This window comes from Aestuariivita boseongensis (assembly GCF_001262635.1).
In the GTDB taxonomy this organism is placed as follows: Bacteria; Pseudomonadota; Alphaproteobacteria; order Rhodobacterales; family Rhodobacteraceae; genus Aestuariivita; species Aestuariivita boseongensis.
This window is the reverse complement of the sequence record NZ_JXYH01000001.1, coordinates 1-25,466: the sequence shown is the minus strand read 5'-3', so window position 1 is coordinate 25,466 and position 25,466 is coordinate 1. Positions and strand designations below refer to the sequence as shown.

Genomic DNA, 25,466 nt, shown 5'->3' with positions numbered 1-25,466 from the left:
GTCACTCTCCTGTCGCAAGCGGGATGCGGGCCACATCTGTCACAAATCTCCCGGCCTGATCGGAAGGCCGCAGGGCAAGCTCCATCGCGGCACCGCCCGCGGCTGAAACCGACACCGATGGCGGAGCGCTGTCCGGTGCCTTCGCATATTCGACACGGACGCGGAAACTGTCGCCGGGGCGGATTTCGGTCACCGGCTGCATGCCGGCCGGTGTCAGCGCCTCCACAATCAGGCGCGGCGGCGTTGCGGCGTCTTCTGCTGCGGGCGCACCGGATGTGTCGCCTTCGGCATCTGCATTTTCGCTGGGCGTCGCGCCCGTGTCATCCGCGCCCTCGGAAGGCGCATTCGGGGCCTCTGCCTCGTCGCCCGATGTCGGGGTATCGCCGCCTTCGCCCGCGTTCACGGGCCCCGGTGTGGCCGGACGTGGCAGGGCGGCGGGGGTGACGCGCCCCTCTCCCGGCATGGGCGTCAGCCGGACATATTCCCTAGGCGCCGACGCCCCCGGATCGCCCTGAACCATGAACTCCTCGATATCCAGAATGAACCACGGCGCGTTCCGATCATAATAGCGTAGCTCATATTTCCCCGGAGCATTCGGGGCGGTCAGCTCGAACGTTTCCCCCTCACTTGCGGAAACCGCGCGCGAGCGTACGGGCACCTCAACACCGATCACGCCACCTTCCATCTGAAAACTGGATCGCATCAGGCGCACCTGCGGCGAATAAAGCCGCCGATCCGGTGGAATGCGGGTCTGAATGCGGATCACTTCACCCGGGGCAAAGCTGCGCTTGGAAATGCGCATCACATCCACCCCGTCCGAGATCACCTGAACCGCCACCCGGCCCAGTTCATAGCCATAATTATCGCGATCCAGCACCAGCACATGATAGGAGCCCACGATGGACGGCGCTGCCAGTTCGTATCGGGTCTGATCCGGCCTGATCCAAGCATAGTCAATCCGGTGCCTTTGCGCAGATGCATGTCCTTCGCGGTTTTCAGGCTCGACGAAAAGACCGACCATCGTATTGCTGGTTACCCGGTTGGCCGGCAAGGCCACCGTGATGGCGATCTTTTCACCGGTGCGATAAACAGTCTTGTTCGTGCTCACCGCATTTTCCGGCATGCGCGGTGCGACCTCGAACTCCTCTTCGTCCAGAAGGAAACCGTAATCCCCGCGATCATAAAGCCGCACAATATATGTGCCGTGCCGGGTTATCCCGTTGAAGCCGACAGGATCCGCCCCACGCACCCAGTTCCACTGCACGACTTCCGGCGTGATGCCTGCGCCGCCCTCCGCGGTATCGGTATCCTTCCGGAACACCCGCACCACTGGCGAAGGATAGGCGCGCCCCTCTGGCAACCGCGCGGTGACGGTAAAGGGCTGGCCCAGATCAAGGGATCGCGATGACAGCTCCAGCGCCTCGGGCACCGGTTCCACGACAACCTTGATCGTCTGCCGGTCAAGAAGGTATCGCCGCCCGTCCCGATCATAGAGACGAATTTCATACTCCCCCGGCCACACAGGCGCGCGCAGGGTTGCGGCCTCTCCGTTCTTGACCCAATCCCAGTCGATGCGGTGTACGGTTTGGGGCGCGTTGCCCTCCCCCTGATCCCTTGGAATGGAAAACAGCCCCACCCAGGATGAGTACTGTCCGCGACTGGTGTCATACCGTACTGGCACACGGACGTCTTCACCGGGCGCAAAGGTCCTCTTTTCCAACCGGATCGCGTTGGGCTGCGGCGACGCGACCACAGTAAAAACGATCCGGTCCGTCTCATACCGGTGGTCGAAACGGTTCTCCTCGAAAAGTCGCACCTCATAGGTGCCTTCCCATTGAGGCGCGCGAAATTCCCATGTCCGCGCCTCTTTATCCAGCCAGTCCCATTCGCGCATGACCTCAGGCCGTTTCTGTTCAGCATCGCCGGGCCAAAACACCCCAACCCAGGGCGAGAAGTTCAGCGACGCCTCGGAAGACACCGTGACGCGCACGGTTTCCCCAACCTCGAACGTGTCTTTGTTCAGTGAGATCACGCCGGGTTGCGGCGGCAGTTTGACGGTGATGCGCACCCGGTCCAGCACATAGGGCCCGTCGCTGCGATCAAACAGGCGCAGTTCATATTCACCGGCTGGCCGCGGCATCACCAGATCGCCCACGCGTCCATCGGTACCCACACGGTTATACTTGCGGCGTTCGTCGCCCACGCTTGCGCCGCCCTCTTCCATGTTGCGGCCCAATTCGAACAGGCCCACCCACAGATCCGGGTAGTGACGATTTTTCGGGACAGAGACGTTGACTGACACGCTCTCGCCGCTCAGCACTTCGGTACGGCTGACCCGGATCGCACCAGGTATTGGCTGGAAAACAACCTTGAACGGGATGGTCTGAAAGGGCGTGTCGCCATCTTGCAGCGCGATCACAGCCCGATAGTCACCCGGCTCCAGCGGAGCGCGCGCCCGCCAGACACCCGGTCCCGGGCTATAGAGCGAATACCCGTTTGGAATGGTCCGTGCACCTTCGGGAATAATGGCCAGCTTGTAGCTGCGCTGAGGCTGCGTTTCGGGAATGTCATACTGGATGGGAAAATCCTGCCCGACATTGACAACCTGGGCGGGGATCGAAATCTGCTGCGCAAATCCAAGACCGACGGACACAAACCAAATCAACACGGCGGCGCGCAGCCGTCTTACCCAAGCTCGCAAATCAGTTCTCTCCACATCAAACCGGCCTACCGGTGTGGAGGCCGGTGCGAAAACGTTAGCAAACCTCGGCGATTTTGCGAAATCCGTTGAGGCGGGACCACAGATGGTTGAAACGATCACACCGGCGCCGCAGGGTTTTTCTGGCGATCCCGGATGGGCTGCCTGAAGAAAAATCCATTTCCTTCAGGCAATTGGCGTACAAAAATCGCAGTTTCACGGGTGCGACGCTCACCGTGGACTGCGATACACTGCGTGAAGACCTGCGGCGCGCAACGCGTCGCTTAAGCCTTGTTCAAACGCGACGTCGTCCGCGTGCAGGATCACATCAGAAGAATCGCAGTCTTTAAAGATTGCAGTGCCGTCGACGATATCCGTATTGCGATGCAAGCGCAGGGTTCGGGCAAATGGCGTCGCGTCGCGGGCCAGATAATACTCTCCACCCCAATAACTACTGTCGCGCAACTCGAATGTCAGTGACAGCGCCTGCGCCAGTTGCTCTGCTGTTGCAAGCAACTCTGCGTTTTGCCTGGCAAACCTCAGATGGAGCGCAGCCTTTGCCATAATGCCCACGCATTCTCACACGTTGTAATACTCACGATACCAAGCAACGAAGGCCGCTACGCCTTCGCGGAAGTCGGTCTGGGGGCGATACCCGGTCAGATCGTGCAACAGGCTTGCATCCGCCCAGGTCGCGGACACATCCCCCTTCTGCATCCCCATGAAGTTGCGCTTGGCGGGAATGCCGATGGCCGCCTCGATCGCATCGACGAAATCCAGAAGACGGACCTTCTCGGAATTGCCGATATTAACGATGCGATAGGGCGCAACCGGCGACAGGCTGTCACCTTCGGCAATATCTGCCGCGCTTTCGGGGCGTTCGGGCACCGCATCCATCAGCAACCGGATCGCGCGCACCAAATCGTCCACATAGGTGAAGTCGCGCCACATCTCGCCGTTGTTGTAGATGTCGATGGGCGTGCCATCCAGAATGCCCTTGCAGAATTTGAAATGCGCCATGTCCGGCCGCCCCCAGGGGCCGTAAACCGTGAAGAACCGGAACATGGTCGTGGGCAGGTTCCACAGATGGGCATAGGAATGCGCCATGCTTTCCGTCGCCTTCTTTGTCGCCGCATAGAAAGTCAGCGGCGTGTCGGCTTTGTGGATTTCGCGAAACGGCATCTCTTCGTTCGCGCCATAGACAGACGAGGTCGAGGCCATCAACAGATGATCCACCCCCAGCTCGCGCGCGGCTTCCATCACATTGAAAGTCCCGACAAGGTTGCTGTCCAGATAGGCACGCGGGTTTTCCAGCGAATACCGGACCCCCGCTTGCCCTGCCAGATGGACGATCACATCGGGGCGAAAGTCACGCGCGACCGATTGGACGCGCTCGGCGTCCTCCAGCCAGTCTTCCGTCGCGGAAAATCCGGGCGTCTGCATCAGCATCTGATGGCGACGGCGCTTGAGCATGACGTCGTAGTAATCGGTCAGGGCGTCATAGCCGTGAACGGTCATCCCCTCGCTCAGCAACAGCTTGGCCAGATGATATCCGATGAAACCGGCCGTGCCGGTGATAAGAACACGCGTCATGCCCCAGCCCTACCGCGACTGCGCCAAGGGCCTCAACAAAAATCAGGCGTGCGTGCCATCCGTCATGCGACGGGGCGCAGGCCCAGGATCTCTCGCGCCTGGGCGGGGGTGGCGATGGGGCGCGCATACTGCTGGCACAGGTCGACCGTCCGCTGGACCAGTGCCGCATTGGACGGGGCCAGCGTGTTGCGGTCCAGACGGATGTTGTCTTCAAGCCCTGTCCGGCAGTGCCCGCCGGCAGCAATGCACCATTCATTGACCTCGATCTGCGCCGGTCCGATACCCGCCGCGCACCATTCGGCATCCGGCGCCAGCCGCTTCAGCGTCTCGACAAAGAAATCGAACGACGGCTTGTCGGCCGGCATCGCGTTTTTGACGTTCATCACGAACTGCACATAAAGCGGGCTGGCAAGCCGTCCGTCCTTCGCCATCTTCACGGCCTGGAAGATATGCGACAGGTCAAACGCCTCGATCTCGGGCTTGACGTCATAGGTCTTCATTTCGGCGGCAAGCCAATCCACCAGATCCGGCGGGTTCTCGTAAACCCGTGTCGGGAAATTGTTCGACCCCACCGTCAGCGAGGCCATATCCGGCGCCAGCGGCAACATGCCCCCGCGCTCCTTGCCCGCACCGGACCGACCGCCCGTTGACAGTTGCACGATCATGCCGGGGCAATACGCCTCGATGCCTTCTTTCAGCCGGGCGAACCGCTCGGGGTCGGACGTGGGCGTCTGGTCCTCCATCCGCACGTGACAATGGGCGATGCTCGCCCCAGCCTCGAAAGCCGCGTGCGTGCTCTCCACCTGCTCCGAGATCGAGATCGGCACAGCAGGATTGTCTTCCTTGCGGGGCACCGATCCGGTGATTGCGACACAAATGATGCAGGGCTTTTCCATGGAACCTTCCGTGACTGTGCTTTGGCGGGCCTGCCGCGCAGCTTTGGACGGGTTTTTTCTTAACACGGGACAGATTGCAACCGCTATCCGCTGCGGGTCATCCTATGGCATCACCACATGTCCTTCACCAGTTTTGCCGGCAGGTCCAACGCATCAAATTGGTCAAGCCGCCCGAAACGGACGGCTTTCCCTCAAAGCAGGCTGTCGGGCAGCTTCTGTTCTGCCGCCGTGTTGGCGCGGCGGAACACCAGCGTCACCAGCGTCGACACGATCACGATGAACAGCGAATAGAGCGCCGGCACCGCCATATAGCTTTGCGCCTCCGACCCGGTGAAGGTGAAGGCGATGATCGCGATGGCCAGCGGTCCGTTCTGAATACCCGTCTCCATCGCCACGGTGCGCGCATTGCGCGGATGCAGCTTCAGCGCACGGGCAAAGAAATACCCGATCGTGATCCCGAACAGGCCAAGCCCGATCGCCGCGATATAGGTGGCAGGGGTGGTGGTCACGAGGAATTGCCAGTTGCGCGGCACCCAGCTGATCAGAAGGAACAGGATGAAGAAGAGCGCCAGTGCCGAGCCAAGGAATTCGGTCACAGCGCCTACATTGGCATTGATCTTGCGCATCGCCATTCCGATCGCCACCGGCACCAGCAAAAGAACCAGCGTTGCGATGATGTTTTCGCGCGGGATCTCCAGATCAAGCGCATTGGCGTAAATCACCAGGATGATCGGGATCAGGATCACCCCGAACACCGTAGACGTCACCGTCATCAGAACCGACAGCGCCAGGTTCCCCTTGGAGAAATAGGTAAAGATGTTCGACGTCGTGCCCCCGGGCATGCAGGCCATGATCAGCACACCAATGGCAATGGCCGAGGGCAACGGCAGGACGGTGATCAGCAGAAAGCCGATGAACGGCATGAACCCGTATTGAGAAATGACACCGATGGCCAAGCCATAGGGCCGCTTCAGCGCCAGATAGAAATCGCGCGGGGTCAGCGAGGCGCCCATACCCAGCATGATCACGAAAATCATTAGCGCCAGCAGCGCCTGTTCAAATGCTCCGACCATGGCGCTTACTCCGCTGCGATCTGCGCCATCTCTTCCGCGCGCAGGTCTTTTCTAAGGATTTTTCCGACGTTGGATTTGGGCAGTTCCTCGCGGAACTCGACCCGTTTCGGCACCTTGTAGGCCGTCAGATGCGCCTTGCAATGCGCGCGGATATCCGCGTCGGTCAGCGTGGCGTCGCGCTTGACGATAAAGGCCTTCACCGCCTCACCAGTCGACGCATCAGGCACTCCGATCACGGCGCATTCCAACACGCCGGGATGGGCAGCCAGCACATCCTCGATCTCGTTGGGATAGACGTTGAAGCCCGATACAACGACCATATCCTTCTTGCGGTCGACGATACGGAAGTATCCGTCTTCATCCATCACGCCGATATCGCCGGTCAGGAACCAGCCATCATGCATGACCTTGGCGGTCTCATCTGGCTTGTTCCAATAGCCTTTCATCACCTGCGGGCCCTTGGCGGCAATCTCGCCCCGTTCGCCCTGCGGCACCGGGTTGCCGTCATCGTCCAGCAAAGTGACCATCGTGCTGGGCAGCGGCACGCCAATCGTGCCTTCGCGGGTCTTGCCCAGCGGCTCGAACGTCAGCGCGGGGGAGGTTTCGGTCAGACCATACCCCTGGATTACAGGCTTGCCGGTAATCTCCTCCCATTTTTTCGCTACCGAGGCTTGCAGCGCCATCCCACCGGCCGAGGCGAATTTCAGATGCTTCGGCGGGCTGTCGGTAAACCAGATTTCGTTGGTCAGACCGTTGAACAGCGTGTTCACACCACTCATCCAGGTGATCTTGTAGTTCTCGAACGCGCGTTTGAGGTTCGAGAGAGGCCGCGGGCTGGGGATCAGCACATTGCGCGAGCCCAGCCAGTAAAACCCCAGCAAGTTCACCGTGAAGGCAAAGATGTGATACATCGGCAGCGCGGTCAGGGCGATTTCCTTGCCCTTCTCCAGACCGGTGATCATCTCCATGGTCTGTTCCATGTTCATGATCAGGTTGGCATGGGTCAGCATCGCGCCCTTGGCCACGCCTGTGGTGCCGCCGGTGTATTGCAGGCAGGCGATATCATCGGGTGCGACCTGCTGGTGATAGGCGTCCACCTCGATCTTTTCGGCCTGCTGGTGGGCCCGGCCTGCATCCAGCGCATCGGGCAGACGGATATGGGCCACCTCGATTTCGGGCAGGCTGCGGTCCCAGTATTTCTGCACCAATCCGATAATGCCGCGCGGCATCGCGGGCAGGAACTCCGCCACCCGAGTCACAACGATGTTGGGAATGGGATGGCCGCGCGTGGCTTCCGGGATCTTGTCAGCGAACAGATCGACGATAACCAGCGCATGGGGTTCCGCGTCCGTAAACTGCTTGGCCATTTCTTCGGCGGTGTACATCGGGTTGACGTTCACCAGAACGCAGCCCGCTTTCAGGATACCGAAAGCCGCCACAGGAAAGCTCAGGCAGTTGGGCATCTGAAGCGCAACGCGGTCGCCTTGGTTAAGCCCGGCAACTTCGCGCAGATAAACGGCGAAGGCGTCCGACATTTCGTCAACCTGGGTAAAGCTCAGCGTGCCATTCATGCCGTTGGGCATACAGGCGGTAAAGGCCGGGGCCTTGCCATGCGTATCCGCCACAGACCGGATCAGATCACCGATTGTCCGATAGGACGCCGAAGGAATATCCGGGCGCACATCAGGCCCGTAAAAGGCCGTCCAGGGCCTGTCTGCCACAGTCATCTCTTCCCTCCCAAAAGGTTGACTGAGCGTGCCTTAGAGGCATTCGGTTGTTTTGTCGAATATCAGATGCACCTTTAGGCTGTGACGGTGCGTAAAATACCCCAAAGCACGGTTTCCGGGCCTGTTATGCGTTAAAAAGGGCACAAATCTGCGCTGTCGCCGCAGTTTCGGCAACAGGGAATCACCGTTGCGAGGGCTTCAGGTTCGGATGGTGCCGTCGGCCACCCATGCATCGAAAATCTCCAACGCCTTGTCAACGAAAGCCTGATCGTTGATGTGAGCGTCGATTTCCGAAAACCGGATCGGATCGGTCATCACCCTGCGCATCTCGTCGCAGAATTCGGCAAAGGCCTCCGGGTCATGGGCCGCGTCGCCGGGTTTGTCCCATTCCTCGATCCCCTGATTGGGCAGGATCACATGGGCGATCGTGTCGGACGCTTTCAGCCGTTTGGCGATCTCACGCGCCGTCTCGCGCCGCTCCGCGCCATTCAGGCCGGATGACTTGATTAGACGGTTGTGCGCGTGGAAGGGCCGATCCTGATATTGCGCGGGGATCTCCTGCCAACCAGCGAAGTCGATCAGGTCCAGACAGCCCGGCGCCACGATCTGAGGGATCCCGGCGCGGCCTGCATTCAGCATTCGGTCCGCCCCGGCATTCACCGCCGATCCCGCCATCAGGTTACCCAGTTCGGGCAGCGCGAAATCCATGACGCAGGCAAAACCACCCTCGGCGGCGATGCTTTCATAGGCCATGCCACCCATGCCCGTGGCGTGGAAAATCGCCACTTCAAACCCACGCTTCTCCAGCGCAGGCTTCAGAAGCTTCATGTATTTCAGACAGGACGACCCCAGTGACGTCATCCCGACCATGGGTTTGTCGCCCTTGGGCGGCTCGACCGAACGGGCAGCCCCCAGAACCGCGCCCGCCGCTTGGCTGAGCGAAGATTTGCAGACCGAGTTCAACCCATAAAGCCCCCCGGCCCACAGGATCATCTGAATATCCGCCGACAACCGCGACGGTTCGATCAGGGGCGAGAAGGACACGGTCGACACCACATATTTCGGCACGCCCAATGGCAGCGCCTGACAGATATCCAGCGCTGCATCCGTGCCCATGGTCCCGCCCAGAATAACCACACCGTCAAACTTGCCTGCCGCGTGCATTTCTTCCGCCAGTCGGCTGGCCCCGCGCGCCATGATCTGCATGGCGGTGTTTTCATCCTGACTGTCTATGGCTGCCTGAATGGAACTGCCCGCCGCCTCGGCCACCTGATGTTTCGAGATATCGGTCGGCTGCGCCGGATCGCCCAAAACCGAAATATCCATGGTCATCACACCACCACCCAAAGCGGTCACGCGGTCTGCCATGTAATCCAGCTCATCGTTCTTGGTGTCGTAGGTTCCGACGATCAGGATGGTTTTATCGGTCATGGGCTTCGGATCCTCCTTCACTCAGGCTTTTCTTGACAGGAAAGGGTTTATCAATCAACATTTTTGAAACGATGGTTCACATATTGAACCGATCCTCTTCCGAGACAGGTGACCTCATGCTTGATCAAACCAGAATCGACAGCCTGCGCAATATCAAGATCCCCTCGCAAGGCCTTCTGATTGATGGGTCCTTCACAGAGGCCGAGGCGGGCGCGGTGATGGACGTGATTTCGCCCTTGAACGGAGAGGTCCTGACATCCATCGCCGCAGCAAGCAAATCGGACACCGACCGCGCCATTCAGTCGGCACGCGCAGCCTTCGAGGACGGGCGGTGGCGCAAAATGGCACCCGCCATGCGCAAGCAGATCATGCTGAAATGGGCAGATCTGATCGAAGCCGAAGCGTTGGAACTCGCGGTGCTGGGCGTGCGCGACAACGGCACGGAAATCGGCATGGCCCTGAATGCCGAACCCGGATCGGCCGCAGGCACGATCCGCTATTATGCCGAGGCGATTGACAAGCTCTACGGCCAGATCGCCCCGACCACGCCTGACCTGTTGGGCCTTGTGCATCACGAACCGGTGGGCGTGGTGGCCGCCGTGATCCCGTGGAATTTCCCGCTGATGATCGGTGCGTGGAAACTGGGCCCCGCGCTTGCGGCCGGGAATTCCGTCGTTCTAAAACCCTCGGAAATGGCGTCGCTCTCGCTGCTGCGGCTGGGCGAGCTGGCATTGCAGGCGGGCCTGCCGCCGGGGGTTCTGAACATCGTCACCGGCACCGGGCAAGTCGTGGGCGAGACGTTGTCGCATTCGATGGATGTCGATGTCATCACCTTCACCGGGTCCGGGGCGACGGGACGCAAGCTGCTCGAGGCATCCGCGCGGTCGAACCTCAAGCGGTGCTATCTGGAACTGGGCGGAAAATCGGCCAATGTGGTCTTTGCCGACGCGCCCGATCTGGCAGAGGCCGCCAAGGTCAGTGCCGCAGGCATCTTCCGCAATTCCGGCCAGGTCTGCGTCGCCGGCTCGCGCCTGCTGGTCGAACGGTCGGTCCATGATGAGTTTGTCGCCGAACTTGCCAAGGCGGCAGCAGCCATGAAGGTCGGCGATCCGCTGGATGTCACCACGAATGCGGGCGCGGTCAACAACGAGGGGCAGCTGAAGCAGAACCTTGCCTTCGTGGAAACCGCGCAAGCCGAGGGCGGCACACTTTTTCAGGGCGGCGCGCGTCTGCATGGCGACACAGGCGGGTATTTCATGGAGCCCACGATCATCACCGGCGTGGCCGAAACGCACACCATCGCGCAGAAAGAGGTGTTTGGCCCGGTTCTGGCCGTTACCGCCTTCGATGACGAAGATCAGGCGATGCAGCTTGCCAACAGCACGGATTATGGGCTGGCCGGCGGCATCTGGACGTCAGATCTGAGCCGTGCGCACAGGCTGATCCGGGCCATGCGCACGGGTGTGGTACATGTGAACACCTATGGCGGATCGGACATCACGGTGCCGCTGGGCGGGGTCAAGCAATCGGGCAACGGCCATGACAAATCGCTGCACGCGATCGAGAAATTCGTCGACCTGAAAACCGCCTGGATCAAACTCTGACCCCGCCGGACAGGGATGAGCGGATCAGAGCGCGGGCGCCTGCGCAAACGGCAAATGGCCCGTTTTCATCCAGACCATCGCGCCTTCAGGCCCCGCCGTCGCCTCCAGCGCCGCACCATCGGGCAGGCGCAGCCAACTGCCTGTGACCAGCTCATCGCCTGCTTCGGTCACCGCACCTGACAGCACCAGAAGCTCCCCACCGCCCTTCAGGTCATCCTTCAGCACCTCTCCCGCATCCAGCCGGTGCACGCTGACGCGTTCCCGCGCATCCTCGTAAAGCACGGCTGAGCCGTTCGACACAGCCTCGAACATATCTACGCGCATCTGATGGCGGTCGTTTGGATCGAACTGCCACAGCTTCACAAAGATCACGCAGCCGTCTTTTGATCCCGGCGTATGCGCGCTGGTGGGCGGGTTACGCACATAGGTTCCCGCCGGATAATCACCGTGTTCGTCCTGAAAGACGCCTTCCAGCACGATGAATTCCTCCCCACCGGTATGGGTATGCGCCGAAAAGGATGAATTCGGAGCATAACGCACAATCGACGTCGCCCGCGCCACTTCATCGCCGATCCGGTCCAGCATCCTGCGATCCACCCCCGGCATCGGGGACGGGATCCAGTCCAGCTGGGCCGAATGCACAAGGACACGTTCATCGAAATTGGCGTTCAGTTCCATAAAGGCTCCTGTTCTTCCGGGTCGCCCGCCACATAGAGGGCCGGAGCGCGTTTACGCAAGCGCCCTCCCGCCAATGTGAAGCACCGCGTTGGTTGCAATCGGCCATGGCGCACGTACATGCTGACCCACGAACCCCGCGCGAAAGGACTAGCCATGACAGCCCCCTCCCCTGCCCCGATCCGGGTCGACATCGTGTCGGATGTGGTCTGTCCATGGTGCGCCATCGGCTATCTGCAATTGGCGAAAGCCGCTCGGGAACAGAGCATCACGCTCGACATTCACTGGCATCCGTTCGAGTTGAACCCCCACATGGCCGAGGAAGGCGAGAACCTGTTCAATCACCTGTCAGCCAAATACGGGATCACGGCCCAGCAGTCTGCGCAGACGCGCGCGCAGATTACTCAACTGGGGCAGGATCTGGGCTTTGAGTTTCGCTTCAGCGACGACATGTTCATGTGGAACACGTTCCGGGCGCACCAGCTGATCGACTGGGCCGAACATCAGGGCAAGGCACATGATCTGAAACTTGCGCTGCTGAAGGCGCATTTCACCGACCGCAGAAACGTGTCCGATATCGACACCTTGTGCGCAATTGCCGCGAGCGTTGGCCTGGATGCGGACACCGCGCGCGTGGTGCTGGAAAACGCCACCTACGCGGATGAGGTGCGCGGCAAACAAGCTTTCTGGACAAGCAAGGGCGTTCAGGGCGTACCCGCCATGATCTTTGCCGGACGCTATGGCGTGACCGGGGCGCAGGGGGTCGAAAACTACGGGCGCATTCTGACGGGCATCGCCGCAGGAACCGCCGCCTGATTGGCGGAAAGTGCAATAATAGAAACCGCGTTAATAAGCATACTTGCCAAATCGCGGCGAATTCTGAACACTCGCATCAGCTGATACGTATCCAGAGGCGCGAATGGACATTCACAGCATGCCCGGGCATCAGATCCGGCGCTTGAACCAGATATCGGTCGCTTTGTTTTCCGAACAGATGACGCGCGCCGGATTGAACCTGACACCGGTGCAGTTCGCGGCCCTGTCGGCAGTAGAAAAACATCCCGGCACAGATCAGGCGACGGTTGCAGGGCTTGTCGCCTATGACCGCGCCACTCTGGGCAAGGTGATCGACAAGCTGGAAGATCGCGGCCTGATGCGGCGCACCACCTCGCCCAAGGACCGACGCGCGAAATCGCTTGAGCTGACGGATGCCGGACAATTGCTGCTGGCCCAGGCCCGGCCCCTGGTTGTGGCGCTGCAGCCCGATATCCTGGCCGGGCTATCTGATGAGGAAAAAGAGACCTTCATGGCCCTGATGGAAAAAGTGACCATGGCCGGCAACGCACTCAGCCGCGCACCTTTGAAGACGCTGGGCTCCTAAGGCTCGATCGGTTCGATCAGCTGTGGCCCGGACGCCCTGTTGGAATTCACGGCAGGGTCCACACGGTGATATGACAGCCGCCCCTCAGGCCCCGGTTTCATCAGCAAGGCCGCGCCCTTGCCCGCCTCACCCAGCCAAAGCGGCCAGTCCTTGGGGTCAAGGATCAGCGGCATCCGGTGGTGGATCTGCGCCATGTGCTGATTGGCGGGCGTCGTGACGATGGCGCAGGTGGTCTGGCGCGCATCCTCCTTGCCCCAGATCTGCCAGACACCGGCAAAGGCAATCGGCGCCTCATCCGCACGTGTAATATACCAGGGCAGGCGCGCGCCCTCCTCCGTCTTTGTCCATTCGAAAAAGCCCGTCGCCACGACAAGGCACCGCCGTTCGCGGGCCGCGCTGCGAAACGCGGGCTTTTCTGCGATCGTCTCGGACCGTGCATTGATCAGAAGCGGCCCATCGGTGGGGGTCTTGTACCAATGCGGCAGAAACCCCCAGCGCATCGCCTGCAAGCGCCGCGCCCCGTCGGACGCCGTGATCACATGCACCGGGTTTGTGGGGCAAACGTTGAAATTCGGAACGACGGGTAAATCATTGGCCGGTTGCGCCTGAAACAGCTGCGCCATGGCGTCATTCGGCAGGGTGATCGCAAATCGTCCGCACATGGCCACCTGACTAAGCGCAGAATGCATCTTCCACAAGGCGGCGTCACGGCTTAGGAACGGGCACATGACCTCTCAGACCGATCTTGCGCAGATCCGCGCGCTTCTTCAGGCGGGCCAGTTCAAATCCGCACTCAAAGCCTGCAAGGACGGGCTGCGACGCTATCCGAAAGAGGCAGGCTTTGCTAATTTCGCAGGCATCGCGCTCAGCCAGTCCGGCAAACCGAAAGAGGCGATCCCGTTTTTCGTCAAAGCGGTGAAACGCGCGCCCGGCAATGCCGATTGCCAGGACAACCTGCTGCGGGCCTATATCCAGGCGGGCCAGTTCAAACAGGCCGATGCGCTGGCGGCCCAACTTCTGGAACGCCGGCCCGAGGACGGCGAACTCCACTACCAGATCGCCCTGCTGGAGATGCAGCGCGACCACATGACAAAGGCACAAGAGGCCGCCGACAAGGTCATCGCCGCCGATCGCGCGGCTCTGGAGGCAGCAGGCACACCGTCACAAGATCTCAGGGTCAAGGCGGCGCGCGGCCACAATCTCAGGGCGGTGATCCGTGAACGCGCCGGTGATGAGGATGGCGCATTCGACGATTACCGCGCCTCGCTTGATCTGAATCCAAACAGCCCGGACACCCTGTCCAATATCGCATTACAACTTTCGATGCGGATGCAACCGGACGCGGCGCTGGCCGCTCTAGAAAAGGCCCTGTCGATCCATCCCCGCCATATTCTGGCGCTGCAGCGCTATGCCATTCAACTGAACGAGAACGGCCGCAGGGCAGAAGCCGCTGATGCCATGCGCATGGCGCTTGAGCTGGATCCGCTGAACGCGGATTTTCTGCGCAGCCTGTCGCGCATGGAAACGCGCGATGGTGCCCAGGCGCTGATCCCGCAGATCGAGGCCGCCTTGAAAAAGGTGCGCAAGAATAGTCTGGACGCCGCTCAAATGTCTTTCGCGCTGGCGCATTGCCTTGAGAAGACTGGCCAGGACGCCACCGAAAGCTATCGTCAGGCCAATGAGGCAGCCCGCGCCCAGCGCCCCCATGACCTGCAAGCGTCCCAGGCGCGCCAGGACACGATCCTGGCGCAATTCCCGCTTGATCGTCCCCTGCCCCAGGCGGACAGGACAGACGGACCACGCCCGATATTCGTTCTGGGCCAGCCCCGGTCAGGCACCACGCTGATCGAGGTAATGCTGGCCGCCCATCCCGATATCGCCACGGCGGGTGAACAGGCCATCATGGGCCGGCTGGTGCATCCCTTCACAACCGGTAAGACCTTTACCGAAGCCGATGCCAAAGCCCTTGCCGAAGACTATCGCACCAGCCTGCCGGGGAAGGACGGTCCCTATGCCGCGATCATCGACAAGATGCCGGCCAATTACCAGTATATCGGCTTCATCCTGTCGGCCTTTCCTGATGCCGTAGTGCTCAGCACACTCCGCGATCCGCGCGACGTGGCGTGGTCGATGTGGCGCAACTGGTTCCCGAATGCAGCCCTGAACTATGTCTTCGACATGGCCGCCATGGCGGAAGAGGCGAATATCTATGCCCGTTACATGGCCCACTGGAAGGCGCTCGCGCCCGACCGGGTGCATGACGTGTCCTACGAGGCGCTGGTGCGCGACGTCGACGGGGAAAGCCGCAGGCTTGCCCAGCTTTGCGGAGTGGACTGGCTGCCTGAAATGGCCGCACCGGAACGCAGTGCCCAGGCGGTGCGCACCGCCAGCGCCAACCAGGTGCGCCAGCCGGTGCATACCGGATCCATCGGCGGATGGGCCGATCAGGCCGAAGACATGCGCCCCTTCCTCGAAAGGCTGGACCCTGCCCTCTGGCCCGATCTGAGCCGCTGATCACTTCCGCGTAATGCGCCCGTCGGTATAGGGCTGATAGGGCGCATTCGCCGCAAGATACTCTGCCGTCACATCCGCAAGATCGGGGCCATAGTCATAGGCGTTCTTGTCATCGCCCGAGAACATCGCATACCCGTCCCCGCCATTGCGCACGTAATTGTTGGTCACAACGCCATAGGTCTTGCCCGCGTCAAGCGGCACGAACCCATCGCCTTCCGCCACTTCGACCGACACGATCCGGCTGCCGGGGGCCGCTGCCGGATCCCAGGTGAAGCGCATGCCTGCCACCTGCGGGAAGCGGCCCGCGCCCTCTTCCACCTGGCTAACACCGTTTTCCAGCGCTTCAAGGATCACCGCGCCGCTGACCTGAAAGGTCGACAACGTGTTCTGGAATGGCAGCACGGTCAGCACCTCGCCCTTGGTGATCTCTCCGGCGTCGATTGAGGCGCGAATGCCCCCGCCGTTCTGAAAGGCGATCTGAATGCCCTGATCCCTCACCCGTTCAAGCATGGCATCGGCAATCAGCGTCCCCATCGAACATTCCTGCGACCGGCACACGTCCCGGTCGCCACCGATGGGCACATCGGTCTGCGCCACGACCTGATTGCGGATCTCGTCCAGCGGCTGCGCCAGTTCGCCCAGACGGGCGACAACGGCCTCATCCTCGTTGACGGCAGCATCCATGATCAGCGGCTCACCCACCGCTTCCACAACGTTGCCCGCGTCATCAAAGGTCACGTTCAACTCGCCCAGGAACTTGCCATAGGCATAGGCCTGCACGATCGCCACGCCATTCACCATGGTCGGATAGGGCCCGCGCGCGTCGTCGCGGGTGTTGGACAAAAGCGTGTTGGAATGCCCGCCCACGATCACATCCACCCCGGTGGTTTCCGCCGCCACCCGTTGATCCACGCCATAACCCGAATGGCTCAGCACGATGATCTTGTTCACGCCCTCGGCGGTCAGCTTGTCGACCTCTGCCTGAACAGCCGCGACCGGGTCGGTGAAGGTGATATTGGGCCCGGGAGAGGCCAGCTCATCCGTATCTTCAGGCGTCAGGCCGATCAGCCCGATGCGTTCCCCGCCCCGTTCGATCACGGCGGATTTCTTCAGCGTGTCCGCCAGAAGCTCTTCGCGGGTGACGTCCGCATTCGACATCAGCACCGGAAACTGCACCGCATCCATGAAACCACGCAGCACCTCGGGGCCGTCGTCGAATTCATGGTTGCCCACGGTCATCGCGTCATAGCCCATCAGGTTCATCATCTCGGCCGCGACCTGACCCTTGTAATAGGTGTAAAACAGCGACCCCTGAAACTGATCGCCCCCATCCACAAGGATCGAATTGTTCGAGCGCGTCCGCGCGTCGCGGATCGCGGTAATCAGACGGGCAGATCCGCCAAAGCATTTGCCTTCGGTGTTGTCTTCGGGCTTGCAGCCGCTGTCGAAGCGGTTGATCGGCTCGAACCGGGCGTGGAAATCATTGGTATGCAGGATGGTCAGGGTAAAATCGGCCTGCGCCGCCGCCGCGCTCAGCATCAGGGCCGAGGCGGAGATCATAAGGGATTTGAACATGGGGGTCTCCAAAGCTAGGCCTTCATGCTGCGCCTTTGTCAGCCCCCTGTCAAAGCTTCCCGTCAGGTGTCCGCGCGTCAACCGGGCTGCCCGGACATTTCCGTCCGGAATTCACCCGACCAAAGGCCCGGCGCAAGACCCGGCTTGACCCCGCGCATGGGCCAAGGCATCACGCTGCCATGCTGATCTACAAAATTTTCCGTGCCGATGAATGGACCGCGTTTCAGGCCGCAGGCGAAACGCTGGGCGCGCCGGTCGATCTGAACGACGGGTTCATCCACTTCTCCACCGCCGAACAAGCGGCGGAAACCGCCGCCAAGCATTTCGCGGGCGAAGACGGGCTGATGCTTCTGGCGCTTGAGGCCGATGACCTGGGCGAGAAACTGATCTGGGAGCCCTCGCGCGGCGGGGCGCTGTTCCCCCATCTCTACCGCCCCATGCGCATGGACGAGGTGCTTTGGGCCAAACCGCTGCCCCTTGAAAACGGCCAGCATCGGTTCCCCGAGGAGATGGCATGACCAGCCATATCGACCCCACCCGCGCGCAGTTCGAAGCGTTCAAATCCCTCGACCGCGACCACCCGATCGAGATGCTGAACCTTGTGCGATTCCGCGACCGGGCCGAATACCCCGATGGGCATGCGCTTGCGGATCAGGACCTGACCGGCGCGCAGGCCTATGCCAATTACGGCAAGGACACCGCACCCATCCTGAAGAAGGTCGGCGGGTCGATCCTGTGGCGTGGCGGGTTCCAGACCATGCTGATCGGACCGCAGGACGAAGCCTGGGATGCCGTCTTCATCGCCCGGTATCCCACGGCCCATGCGTTCCTGCAGATGGTCACGGATCCCGATTACCGGAAGGCCGTGGTACACAGGCAGGCGGGCGTTCTGACCTCGCGGCTGATCCGCTGCGCGCCATCGGATAACGGGGCCAGCTTCGGATGAAAGCGCTTCTGGAAAAGGCGGGTCTGGCGCTTCTGCACAACATGGACCCGGAAGCGGCCCATGCCATGTCGATCCGCGCCCTGCAAAGCGGCCTGGCCCCTGCCCCCGGCCCCATCACCTCCCTGCGTCTGGCAACACGGGTTGCGGGTCTGGACCTGCCCAACCCCATCGGGCTGGCTGCCGGATATGACAAGAACGCCCAGGCGCTGCATCCGCTTTCCCAAGGCGGGTTCGGCTTTATCGAAGTGGGTGCCGCCACCCCCCGGCCCCAACCCGGAAATCCGCGCCCGCGCCTCTTTCGTCTGAGCGAAGACCGCGCCGCCATCAATCGCTTTGGCTTCAACAATGACGGGATGGAGGTGATCGCCGCCCGCCTGGCCAGACGCCCGCGCAACGCGGTCATCGGGTTGAACCTGGGTGCCAACAAGGACAGTGCCGACCGCGCAGGGGATTTTGCACAGGTGCTGGCCCGCTGCGGACCGCTGGTTGATTTCGCGACGGTCAATGTCTCCTCCCCCAACACCGAGAAACTGCGCGATCTGCAGGGCCGCGACGCGCTGGCGGCCCTGCTGGCGGGCGTCATCGACACGCGCGACAGGCTCTCCACCCCGATCCCGGTCTTTCTGAAGATCGCCCCCGACCTCACGCCCGAGGAACTGGCCGACATTGCCGCCGTTGCGGGCGACACCGGCGTCGATGCCATCATCGCGACAAACACCACCCTGGATCGCGAGGGCCTGAAAAGCCCCTTCAAGGGCGAGATGGGCGGCCTTTCCGGCCAGCCTCTGTTCGAGAAATCCACCCGCGTGCTGGCGCATCTTTCGACGCTCACCGATATCCCGCTGATCGGCGTGGGCGGTGTCGGATCGGCCGAACAGGCCTATGCCAAGATCCGAGCCGGCGCCTCTGCCGTGCAGCTTTACACCGCGCTGGTCTATGGCGGACTGTCACTGGTCGGGCAGATCGCGCGCGGCCTTGACGCATTGCTCGCCCGCGACGGATTTGCCACTGTGGTCGAGGCCGTGGGCACAGGACGAAAGGATTGGCTATGATCACCCTTTGGCACAACCCGCGCTGTTCGAAATCGCGCCAGGCGCTGGCCCTTCTGGAAGACAGGGGCGTGAAGGTCACGGTGCGCAAATACCTTGAAGACGCGCCGTCTCTGGCCGAACTTCAGGCCCTGCACGCCGCCCTTGGCCATCCGCCCGTGATCAAGATGATGCGCCCGCAAGAGCCGGAATTCAAAGCGGCGGGCCTGTCGAAAACCGACGACAACGGCACGCTTCTGAAGGCCATGGCCGCGCATCCCAAACTGATCGAACGCCCCGTGGCCATCTCAGGCGATCAGGCCATTCTGGGCCGACCGCCGGAAAACGTGCTGAAACTGGCCTGAGTGTCACGCCGGAACGCTAAACTTCGCCCCGCGCCCGCGCCTCGATCCGGGGATAGCGCAGGCCCAGCGTGATGCCGCGTGCGACGAAGGAAATGATCAGCGCCATCCACAGCCCGTGATTGCCAAAGGCCGGGATCAGCGTCAGCACCGCCGCCCAATAGATCACGAAACTGATCGCCATCATGTTGCGCATGTCGCGGGTCTGCGTGGCTCCTATGAAAATGCCATCGAACATCCATGACCAGACGCCCAGAATGGGCGCAATCACCATCCAGATCAGGTAGACCCGCGCCTCGGCCTGCACCTCGGGCGCTTTGGCCATCGTGTCGATCAGCCAGCCGCCGCCAAAGGCAAAGGCCACCATCAGCCCCAGGACGATCACGACGCCCCAGCCCGTGGTCAGAACCGCCCCCCGGCGCAACGCCTTGGCGTTGCGCGCGCCCAGCGCCTGGCCGACAAGCGCTTCGGCGGCAAAGGCGAACCCATCCAGAGCATAGGCCGTGATATACAGAAATTGCAGCAGGACCTGGTTCGCCGCCAGCGTGACATCGCCGAAATCCGCCCCCAGAAACAGGAAGGACGTGAAGATGATCTGCAGCATCAGCGACCGGATCAGAATATCAGTGTTGACCGACACCATGTTCTTCAGCCGCACCACATCGAACACCCGCGCCCAATCGCGCCAGCGGGGGTGATCGAACGCCTCCCGGCAGAGCCACAGGCCCAGCGCCGCGCCGGACCATTCGGCCAGGAATGTGGCGATCGCAACGCCTTCGACCCCCCAGTCAAGGCCCAGCACGAACCACAGATCCAACAGGATGTTCAGCCCGTTCATCCAGACCTGAATGAACAACACCGCCCGCGTGCGCTCCTGCGCGATCAGCCAGCCGGTGATGCCATAGATCGCAATGGCCGCCGGGGCCGACCAGATACGGATCACCATGTAATCACGCGCAAGGCTTTCCACTTCGGCACTGCCCGGCGCGATCCACAGCGCCAGCGCGAAGATCGGCAGTTGCAGCAGGATCAGCAGCGCACCAAAGCCCAGCCCAGCCATCAGCACACGGGTCAGAAGCGCCGCGACCTCCCCCTCATCGCTGGCACCCAGCGCCTGCGAGGTCATGCCAACCGTGCCCATGCGCAGAAAACCGAACATCCAATAGATCGAGGTCAGGATGATCGCGCCCAGCCCCACCGCACCGATGGGCGCGGCCTCTCCCAACTGGCCCACGACGCCGGTATCGACGGCACCTAGAATGGGCACAGTCGCATTCGAGATCACGATGGGAATGGCGATTTTTAGAACCCGGCCATGAGTCAGAGGCCCGCGCGCCGGGGCAGCGGCGGTCATCTCAGGCTTTGTCCCGCGGCATCAGGAAATGCCCTGTGGCCTGCGCAAACCGTTTGGAAACGTGATCCTGCCAGGCCTCCACATGCACAGACGCATAACGCCGCCCCGACCGGGACACGACCGCGCGCGCATACGCATCACGCGGCAGGCCCGAACGCAGATAATCCACGGTGAAATCAATCGTCTTGGGCAGGCGCGGCAGGTTGCCCGCCGCCATTGCGTCGGGGTCGATGGCTCCGCTTTCGATATCTTCCCAAAGATAGGCCCAGCTCAGCGTGATGACAGAGGTGATTTCCAGGAAGGCTGCCGTCACGCCGCCATGGATCGCGGGCAACAGCGGATTGCCGATCAGCTTTTCGTCAAAAGGCAGAACCGCCGTCAGTTCATCGCCACGACGGTCAAACTGCACCCCAAGGTAATTGATGTAAGGCACGGCATCGACCAACGCCTTCAGCGCCGCATCGCGGCGCTGTTTGACCACTTGAACCGGTTCAGGTTGCGGACGGGTCATCTTATCGCCCCTCTACCGTGAACGCGCCCGAGGCCGTCGCCACCGGCGTGTCGCTGTTCTCATCGGTTGCGGTGGCCCGGACAAACGCGACCGAGCGGGTGATATGATAACAGGTGGCACGTGTGGTGATCGCCTGCCCCGGTGTTGCCGCGCGCATGTAATCAATGCGCAGATCAATCGTGGCGGTACCTGCCGGTGCGTCGGGATGGCTCATCACCGCGGCACCGCAACAGGTATCCATCAACGCCGAAACCGCGCCGCCGTGGATCACCCCCGTTTTTGGGTCGCCCACGAAGCGTTCGTCATACTCCATCGTGATTTCCGCAGATCCGTTGCCGATATCCGTCAGCCGCATGCCCAAAGCACGCGAATGAGGGATCGCCTCGATGAACTGGCGGGCGAATTTGGCTTTATCAACCATGGGCGAATATCCTCGGACGGGTCTTTCCTGACCTTTATGTTCCCGACCGCAACCAAAGAGCAAGCCCGCCTGTTGAACTCCTCCGCGCTGCAGCCTACGATTGACGCGAGGAGAGGTGGCATGTCTGACAACCGTCTGACGTTCAAGGAAATGTGCGCGAAGTTCGACGTGACGCCGCGCACCTTGCGTTACTATGAATATATCGAGCTTTTGCAGCCTGACCGTGAAGGCAGGTCGCGCTTTTACGGGCCGCGCGAACAGGCCCGGATGGTGCTGATCCTGCGCGGCCGTAAATTCGGTTTTCAACTGGAAGACATCAGGCAGTGGCTGCTGATTTACGAAAACGAAGGCACCGAACCGCAGATGCGGCTTTTCGTGGAAATGGCCAGTCGCCAGGTGAGAGAGCTTGAAGAACAAAAGCGCCAGCTGCAGGAGGCAATAGATTCCCTTGTTGAGCTGCGCGACCAGACCGCCGCAGGGTTGGAAAAACCGGCCTGAAGCGTAACGCCAACGCGGCTCAGGTCTGCCGGCGGCACGTCCCGATCCAATGGGCCTCGCCGCTGTCCTGGCTGTCCTGAATCGCGCGATCCCAGACTTCCCCGCAGGCCCCGGAACAAACCGGGCAAGGCCGCGCCAACGGCCAGTCCCCACAGGTTACGCAGCCCTCACCTGTTTTGCCGTCGCTCCAGTTTGACTGGCATTCCGCGCAATAGACATCGCCCAGGTCCCCGCCAATCTCGAAGGTGCGGGCGAAGGCGGCCTCTCCGGCATATTCCACCGCAAGACCGCCAAGGAAATCGTCAAGCGACGGATAAAGACTGGTCGATGGCCAGTTGGGGTTGTCCGTTGGCCTGGCCCAGGTCAGATGCACCAGCGCGACGCGCCCGTCACTGAGGGCGTAAAGCACACTATCCTGCGACAGCTCGGCGGCGATGGCTTGCGGGTCAAGACCGGCCAGCCGGTGGCCGGGCGGCATCTCCCGCCGCAGGGCGCGGGTCAAGCGCCGGGTGCCCAGCCAGCCCAAAGACGTCCAGCTTTCCGCGGCCCAGGCAATTCCGGGCAGGGTCTTGCGACACTGCCTGCGCATATCGGCAAGCGATGGGGTGGTCCGGGTCATATCCTTCATCCGCGCCGTATCTGGTGTCAGGATGACTATAAACAGGGCCGATATCCATGCAACGGGCCGGGTTGCAGGCCTGAAACCACGGGGCATCACGCACCATGGGTGTCGCAGCGGCAGGTCGGCAGGTCGGGAATTCCTTACCCTTGGTCAGGCCAAACACCTTTTAGCCGGACAAGAAAATGTCGCGTGACGCAGGGTGACGTTGGCGGAAGTTACGTCAACCCGCAAGTGACGTGACGTCTAACTTACGTCAACGTCATGTGCATGTTGTAAAGTGTCACGAACAGCAGCACCTAGGCGTCATTCCCGAGATGACGGAGTTGAAACGATGAGTGAAGATGTGATGACAATCCGCGAGATGTGCGACGCCTATGAGGTGACGCCGCGCACGCTGCGGTTCTATGAAGCCAAGGAGCTTCTGTTTCCCATCCGCGAAGGTCAGAAGCGTTTGTTCACCAAACGGGACCGCGCACGCCTGAAGCTGATCCTGCGCGGCAAGCGCTTTGGCTTCTCGCTGGAAGAGATTCGCCAGCTGCTGGACCTGTACCACATGGGCGACCAGCAACTGACCCAGCTGAGCCGCACCTATGACGTGGCCCGCAACCGTCTGGCCGACATGGTTTCGCAGCGCGATGAGCTGAATGAGGCCATCGACGATCTAAAAGAACAGCTGAAGTGGGGGGAAAGAATGATCGCCTCGCTCAAACAACCGAAAAAAGCCGCCGAATAACTGCGCGGTACTGCAATCCTGATACTGAGTTCCAGGGAGAGAGACATGCCAAGTTACACCCCACCGACCAAAGACCTGCAATTTGTTCTGCATGACGTTCTGAAAGTCAGCGAATCCGACATTCCCGGCTATGACGAGCTGGAAGCCGATTTCACCTCGGCCATTCTGGAAGAGGCAGGTAAACTGACTTCCGAAGTTCTCGCCCCGCTGAATGCGGTTGGCGACAAGGAAGGCTGCCGGCTGGAAAACGGCGTGGTCTATACGCCGAAGGGCTTCAAGGAAGCGTTCGAACAGGTCAAAGAAGGTGGCTGGACCGGCCTGGACATGCCCGAGGAATTCGGCGGCCAGAACATGCCTGTCGTGATGGGTTCGGCCGTGGGCGAAATGTTCTCGTCCTCGAACATGGCGTTTACCATGTATCAGGGTCTGACGCACGGCGCGGCCTCGGCCATTCTGGCCCATGGCACACAGGAGCAGAAAGAAACCTATCTGCCGAAAATGGTCAGCTGCGAATGGACAGGCACCATGAACCTGACCGAACCCCATTGCGGCACCGACCTGGGCTTGATGCGCACCAAGGCCGAACCGCAGGGCGACGGCACCTACAAGATTTCCGGCCAGAAGATCTTCATCTCTGCCGGTGAACACGACATGGCCGACAACATCATTCACCTGGTGCTGGCCAAGATCGTCGGCGGCCCCGAAGGCATCAAGGGCGTGTCCCTGTTCATCGTGCCGAAATTCCTGGTAAACGAAGATGGCTCCCTTGGCGCGCGCAACGGCGTGTCGGTGGGCAATATCGAAGAAAAGATGGGCATCCACGGCAACTCCACCTGCGTCATGAACTACGACGAAGCCACCGGTTACCTGATCGGGGAAGAGCACAAAGGCATGCGCGCCATGTTCACCATGATGAACGAAGCGCGTCTGGGCGTTGGCATGCAAGGTCTGTCCCAGGCCGAGGTCGCCTATCAGAACGCGCTGGAATACGCCAAGGACCGCCTCCAAGGCCGTGACGTTACCGGCGACAAGAACCCCGATGGCCCGGCCGATCCGCTGATCGTGCATCCCGATATCCGCCGGTCGCTGATGGATCAGAAATCCTTTGCCGAAGGCGCACGTGCGTTCATCCTGTGGGGTGCCACGATGATCGACGCGGCACACCGCAAGGGTGATGCGGATGCAGACGGGCTGGTTTCGCTGCTGACCCCGATCATCAAGGGTTTCCTGACCGATGTGGGTTATGAAAACACCGTCAAGGCGCAGCAGGTCTATGGTGGCCACGGCTATATCGAGGAATGGGGCATGTCCCAATTCACCCGCGATGCCCGGATTGCCATGATCTATGAAGGGGCCAATGGTGTGCAGGCGCTGGACCTTGTGGGCCGGAAACTGGCTCAGGATGGCGGCAAGCATGTGATGGCCTTCTTCGAATTGGTGAAAAACTTCATCAAGGACAATGCCGGTCAGGATGATGCCTATGACAAGGAGTTCCTCGAGCCGCTGAAAGCAGCATCCAAGGATCTGCAGGCGGCGGGCATGTTCTTCATGCAAAGCGGCATGAAGAACCCCAACCACGCGCTGGCGGGCTCGTATGATTTCATGCATATGTTCGGCCATGTCTGCCTGGGCCTGATGTGGGCGAAGATGGGCAAAGCCGCGAGAGAGGCGCTGGCCGCAGGTACATCGGACGCCGCGTTCTATGAAACCAAACTGGCAACCGGGCGTTATTACATGGCGCGCCAATTGCCCGCGACGGCCCTGCATCTGTCGCGCATCCAATCGGGTGCCGACACGGTCATGGCGCTGGATGCGGCCAATTTC

General features: G+C 61.3%; 25 protein-coding genes. 11 read left to right on the top strand and 14 right to left on the bottom strand.

The features are described from left to right. Nucleotide 1: 1 nt before the first annotated feature. The 7 genes from TR61_RS00125 to TR61_RS00095 all read right to left on the bottom strand — a co-directional run bounded on the left by TR61_RS00125 (nt 2) and on the right by TR61_RS00095 (nt 9,418). A complete protein-coding gene (locus tag TR61_RS00125; protein WP_050927498.1) occupies nt 2–2,668 on the bottom strand; it encodes a hypothetical protein in 2,667 nt (888 codons plus the stop codon). Nucleotides 2,669–2,929: 261 nt separating this feature from the next. Continuing rightward, on the bottom strand, nt 2,930–3,262 hold the full coding sequence (locus TR61_RS00120; protein ID WP_050927496.1) for a hypothetical protein: 333 nt from the start codon (nt 3,260–3,262) through the stop codon (nt 2,930–2,932). A gap of 15 nt (nt 3,263–3,277) precedes the next feature. Continuing rightward, a complete protein-coding gene (locus TR61_RS00115; protein WP_050927494.1) occupies nt 3,278–4,291 on the bottom strand; it encodes an NAD-dependent epimerase/dehydratase family protein in 1,014 nt (337 codons plus the stop codon). Between the two features lie 62 nt (nt 4,292–4,353). After that, nucleotides 4,354–5,187, bottom strand: coding sequence for a 3-oxoadipate:acetyl-CoA acetyltransferase (locus tag TR61_RS00110; RefSeq protein WP_050927492.1), 834 nt, complete (start codon nt 5,185–5,187; stop codon nt 4,354–4,356). Nucleotides 5,188–5,378: 191 nt separating this feature from the next. Continuing rightward, on the bottom strand, nt 5,379–6,260 hold the full coding sequence (locus tag TR61_RS00105; protein ID WP_050927490.1) for a bile acid:sodium symporter family protein: 882 nt from the start codon (nt 6,258–6,260) through the stop codon (nt 5,379–5,381). Nucleotides 6,261–6,265: 5 nt separating this feature from the next. Then, complete coding sequence (locus TR61_RS00100) at nt 6,266–7,987, bottom strand: AMP-binding protein (protein ID WP_050927488.1); 1,722 nt, start codon at nt 7,985–7,987, stop codon at nt 6,266–6,268. A gap of 198 nt (nt 7,988–8,185) precedes the next feature. Further along, a complete protein-coding gene (locus TR61_RS00095) occupies nt 8,186–9,418 on the bottom strand; it encodes a Tm-1-like ATP-binding domain-containing protein (protein ID WP_050927659.1) in 1,233 nt (410 codons plus the stop codon). Nucleotides 9,419–9,534: 116 nt separating this feature from the next. Between TR61_RS00095 and TR61_RS00090 the strand changes: the two genes are divergently transcribed. After that, nucleotides 9,535–11,022 (top strand): aldehyde dehydrogenase, encoded by a 1,488-nt coding sequence (locus tag TR61_RS00090; RefSeq protein ID WP_050927486.1) that lies wholly within the window; start codon nt 9,535–9,537, stop codon nt 11,020–11,022. 24 nt (nt 11,023–11,046) lie between these two features. Here the strand turns inward: TR61_RS00090 and TR61_RS00085 are convergent, their stop codons facing one another. Then, nucleotides 11,047–11,700, bottom strand: coding sequence for a cupin domain-containing protein (locus TR61_RS00085; RefSeq protein WP_050927484.1), 654 nt, complete (start codon nt 11,698–11,700; stop codon nt 11,047–11,049). A gap of 153 nt (nt 11,701–11,853) precedes the next feature. On the opposite strand from TR61_RS00085, the gene TR61_RS00080 reads away from it, so the two are divergent. Then, the gene (locus TR61_RS00080; protein ID WP_050927482.1) at nt 11,854–12,513 is read left to right on the top strand and encodes a DsbA family oxidoreductase; all 660 of its coding nucleotides are present in this window, start codon (nt 11,854–11,856) and stop codon (nt 12,511–12,513) included. 178 nt (nt 12,514–12,691) lie between these two features. Further along, nucleotides 12,692–13,078 carry a MarR family winged helix-turn-helix transcriptional regulator gene (locus TR61_RS00075; RefSeq protein ID WP_245626775.1) on the top strand — a complete coding sequence of 129 codons (387 nt, stop codon included), beginning with the start codon at nt 12,692–12,694 and terminating at the stop codon, nt 13,076–13,078. Here the strand turns inward: TR61_RS00075 and TR61_RS00070 are convergent. Further along, complete coding sequence (locus TR61_RS00070) at nt 13,075–13,740, bottom strand: SOS response-associated peptidase (RefSeq protein WP_050927480.1); 666 nt, start codon at nt 13,738–13,740, stop codon at nt 13,075–13,077. The two genes, TR61_RS00075 and TR61_RS00070, sit on opposite strands and share 4 nt — an antisense overlap. A gap of 64 nt (nt 13,741–13,804) precedes the next feature. Between TR61_RS00070 and TR61_RS00065 the strand changes: the two genes are divergently transcribed. Continuing rightward, nucleotides 13,805–15,592, top strand: a complete 1,788-nt coding sequence (locus TR61_RS00065) for a tetratricopeptide repeat-containing sulfotransferase family protein (RefSeq protein ID WP_050927479.1) — start codon at nt 13,805–13,807, stop codon at nt 15,590–15,592. Here TR61_RS00065 and TR61_RS00060 read toward each other — a convergent pair whose 3' ends face one another. Then, complete coding sequence (locus TR61_RS00060) at nt 15,593–17,167, bottom strand: bifunctional metallophosphatase/5'-nucleotidase (protein WP_050927478.1); 1,575 nt, start codon at nt 17,165–17,167, stop codon at nt 15,593–15,595. A 179-nt stretch (nt 17,168–17,346) separates the two neighbouring features. On the opposite strand from TR61_RS00060, the gene TR61_RS00055 reads away from it, so the two are divergent. From TR61_RS00055 to arsC, 4 genes are read left to right on the top strand one after another with little or no spacing between them, the layout of a single operon-like run. Next, complete coding sequence (locus tag TR61_RS00055; protein WP_050927477.1) at nt 17,347–17,685, top strand: DUF952 domain-containing protein; 339 nt, start codon at nt 17,347–17,349, stop codon at nt 17,683–17,685. Further along, complete coding sequence (locus TR61_RS00050) at nt 17,682–18,113, top strand: DUF1330 domain-containing protein (RefSeq protein WP_050927476.1); 432 nt, start codon at nt 17,682–17,684, stop codon at nt 18,111–18,113. Before TR61_RS00055 ends, TR61_RS00050 begins: the two co-directional genes overlap by 4 nt. Beyond that, nucleotides 18,110–19,165: a quinone-dependent dihydroorotate dehydrogenase gene (locus tag TR61_RS00045; protein WP_050927475.1), complete on the top strand. Its 1,056-nt coding sequence runs from the start codon at nt 18,110–18,112 to the stop codon at nt 19,163–19,165. Before TR61_RS00050 ends, TR61_RS00045 begins: the two co-directional genes overlap by 4 nt. Next, nucleotides 19,162–19,506 (top strand): arsenate reductase (glutaredoxin), encoded by a 345-nt coding sequence (gene arsC / locus TR61_RS00040; RefSeq protein WP_050927474.1) that lies wholly within the window; start codon nt 19,162–19,164, stop codon nt 19,504–19,506. Before TR61_RS00045 ends, arsC begins: the two co-directional genes overlap by 4 nt. Before the next feature lie 16 nt (nt 19,507–19,522). Here arsC and TR61_RS00035 read toward each other — a convergent pair whose 3' ends face one another. Genes TR61_RS00035 through TR61_RS00025 form a run of 3 tightly spaced genes read right to left on the bottom strand, consistent with a single transcriptional unit; the run spans nt 19,523 to nt 21,789 of the window. Continuing rightward, nucleotides 19,523–20,857, bottom strand: a complete 1,335-nt coding sequence (locus TR61_RS00035; protein WP_050927473.1) for an MATE family efflux transporter — start codon at nt 20,855–20,857, stop codon at nt 19,523–19,525. Nucleotide 20,858: 1 nt separating this feature from the next. Beyond that, on the bottom strand, nt 20,859–21,368 hold the full coding sequence (locus TR61_RS00030; protein WP_050927472.1) for a PaaI family thioesterase: 510 nt from the start codon (nt 21,366–21,368) through the stop codon (nt 20,859–20,861). Nucleotide 21,369: 1 nt separating this feature from the next. Beyond that, nucleotides 21,370–21,789: a PaaI family thioesterase gene (locus tag TR61_RS00025; protein ID WP_050927471.1), complete on the bottom strand. Its 420-nt coding sequence runs from the start codon at nt 21,787–21,789 to the stop codon at nt 21,370–21,372. Nucleotides 21,790–21,909: 120 nt separating this feature from the next. On the opposite strand from TR61_RS00025, the gene TR61_RS00020 reads away from it, so the two are divergent. After that, nucleotides 21,910–22,287, top strand: a complete 378-nt coding sequence (locus tag TR61_RS00020) for a MerR family transcriptional regulator (protein ID WP_050927470.1) — start codon at nt 21,910–21,912, stop codon at nt 22,285–22,287. Nucleotides 22,288–22,306: 19 nt separating this feature from the next. Here the strand turns inward: TR61_RS00020 and TR61_RS00015 are convergent, their stop codons facing one another. Next, nucleotides 22,307–22,906, bottom strand: coding sequence for a hypothetical protein (locus tag TR61_RS00015; protein WP_157440767.1), 600 nt, complete (start codon nt 22,904–22,906; stop codon nt 22,307–22,309). 334 nt (nt 22,907–23,240) lie between these two features. Between TR61_RS00015 and TR61_RS00010 the strand changes: the two genes are divergently transcribed. Both TR61_RS00010 and TR61_RS00005 read left to right on the top strand, forming a co-directional pair. Next, nucleotides 23,241–23,642 (top strand): MerR family transcriptional regulator, encoded by a 402-nt coding sequence (locus TR61_RS00010; RefSeq protein WP_050927468.1) that lies wholly within the window; start codon nt 23,241–23,243, stop codon nt 23,640–23,642. 45 nt (nt 23,643–23,687) lie between these two features. Then, the coding region (locus TR61_RS00005) for an acyl-CoA dehydrogenase C-terminal domain-containing protein (RefSeq protein WP_050927467.1) at nt 23,688–25,466 on the top strand (1,779 nt) is incomplete at its 3' end.

What these genes read in the sequence shown, in the direction of transcription:
- TR61_RS00120 (WP_050927496.1), bottom strand. Translation starts at nt 3,262, where the DNA reads ATGGCAAAGGCTGCGCTCCATCTGAGGTTTGCCAGGCAAAACGCAGAG.
- TR61_RS00115 (WP_050927494.1), bottom strand. Translation starts at nt 4,291, where the DNA reads ATGACGCGTGTTCTTATCACCGGCACGGCCGGTTTCATCGGATATCAT.
- TR61_RS00110 (WP_050927492.1), bottom strand. Translation starts at nt 5,187, where the DNA reads ATGGAAAAGCCCTGCATCATTTGTGTCGCAATCACCGGATCGGTGCCC.
- TR61_RS00105 (WP_050927490.1), bottom strand. Translation starts at nt 6,260, where the DNA reads ATGGTCGGAGCATTTGAACAGGCGCTGCTGGCGCTAATGATTTTCGTG.
- TR61_RS00100 (WP_050927488.1), bottom strand. Translation starts at nt 7,987, where the DNA reads ATGACTGTGGCAGACAGGCCCTGGACGGCCTTTTACGGGCCTGATGTG.
- TR61_RS00095 (WP_050927659.1), bottom strand. Translation starts at nt 9,418, where the DNA reads ATGACCGATAAAACCATCCTGATCGTCGGAACCTACGACACCAAGAAC.
- TR61_RS00090 (WP_050927486.1), top strand. Translation starts at nt 9,535, where the DNA reads ATGCTTGATCAAACCAGAATCGACAGCCTGCGCAATATCAAGATCCCC.
- TR61_RS00085 (WP_050927484.1), bottom strand. Translation starts at nt 11,700, where the DNA reads ATGGAACTGAACGCCAATTTCGATGAACGTGTCCTTGTGCATTCGGCC.
- TR61_RS00080 (WP_050927482.1), top strand. Translation starts at nt 11,854, where the DNA reads ATGACAGCCCCCTCCCCTGCCCCGATCCGGGTCGACATCGTGTCGGAT.
- TR61_RS00075 (WP_245626775.1), top strand. Translation starts at nt 12,692, where the DNA reads ATGACGCGCGCCGGATTGAACCTGACACCGGTGCAGTTCGCGGCCCTG.
- TR61_RS00070 (WP_050927480.1), bottom strand. Translation starts at nt 13,740, where the DNA reads ATGTGCGGACGATTTGCGATCACCCTGCCGAATGACGCCATGGCGCAG.
- TR61_RS00065 (WP_050927479.1), top strand. Translation starts at nt 13,805, where the DNA reads ATGACCTCTCAGACCGATCTTGCGCAGATCCGCGCGCTTCTTCAGGCG.
- TR61_RS00060 (WP_050927478.1), bottom strand. Translation starts at nt 17,167, where the DNA reads ATGTTCAAATCCCTTATGATCTCCGCCTCGGCCCTGATGCTGAGCGCG.
- TR61_RS00055 (WP_050927477.1), top strand. Translation starts at nt 17,347, where the DNA reads ATGCTGATCTACAAAATTTTCCGTGCCGATGAATGGACCGCGTTTCAG.
- TR61_RS00050 (WP_050927476.1), top strand. Translation starts at nt 17,682, where the DNA reads ATGACCAGCCATATCGACCCCACCCGCGCGCAGTTCGAAGCGTTCAAA.
- TR61_RS00045 (WP_050927475.1), top strand. Translation starts at nt 18,110, where the DNA reads ATGAAAGCGCTTCTGGAAAAGGCGGGTCTGGCGCTTCTGCACAACATG.
- arsC (WP_050927474.1), top strand. Translation starts at nt 19,162, where the DNA reads ATGATCACCCTTTGGCACAACCCGCGCTGTTCGAAATCGCGCCAGGCG.
- TR61_RS00035 (WP_050927473.1), bottom strand. Translation starts at nt 20,857, where the DNA reads ATGACCGCCGCTGCCCCGGCGCGCGGGCCTCTGACTCATGGCCGGGTT.
- TR61_RS00030 (WP_050927472.1), bottom strand. Translation starts at nt 21,368, where the DNA reads ATGACCCGTCCGCAACCTGAACCGGTTCAAGTGGTCAAACAGCGCCGC.
- TR61_RS00025 (WP_050927471.1), bottom strand. Translation starts at nt 21,789, where the DNA reads ATGGTTGATAAAGCCAAATTCGCCCGCCAGTTCATCGAGGCGATCCCT.
- TR61_RS00020 (WP_050927470.1), top strand. Translation starts at nt 21,910, where the DNA reads ATGTCTGACAACCGTCTGACGTTCAAGGAAATGTGCGCGAAGTTCGAC.
- TR61_RS00015 (WP_157440767.1), bottom strand. Translation starts at nt 22,906, where the DNA reads ATGACCCGGACCACCCCATCGCTTGCCGATATGCGCAGGCAGTGTCGC.
- TR61_RS00010 (WP_050927468.1), top strand. Translation starts at nt 23,241, where the DNA reads ATGAGTGAAGATGTGATGACAATCCGCGAGATGTGCGACGCCTATGAG.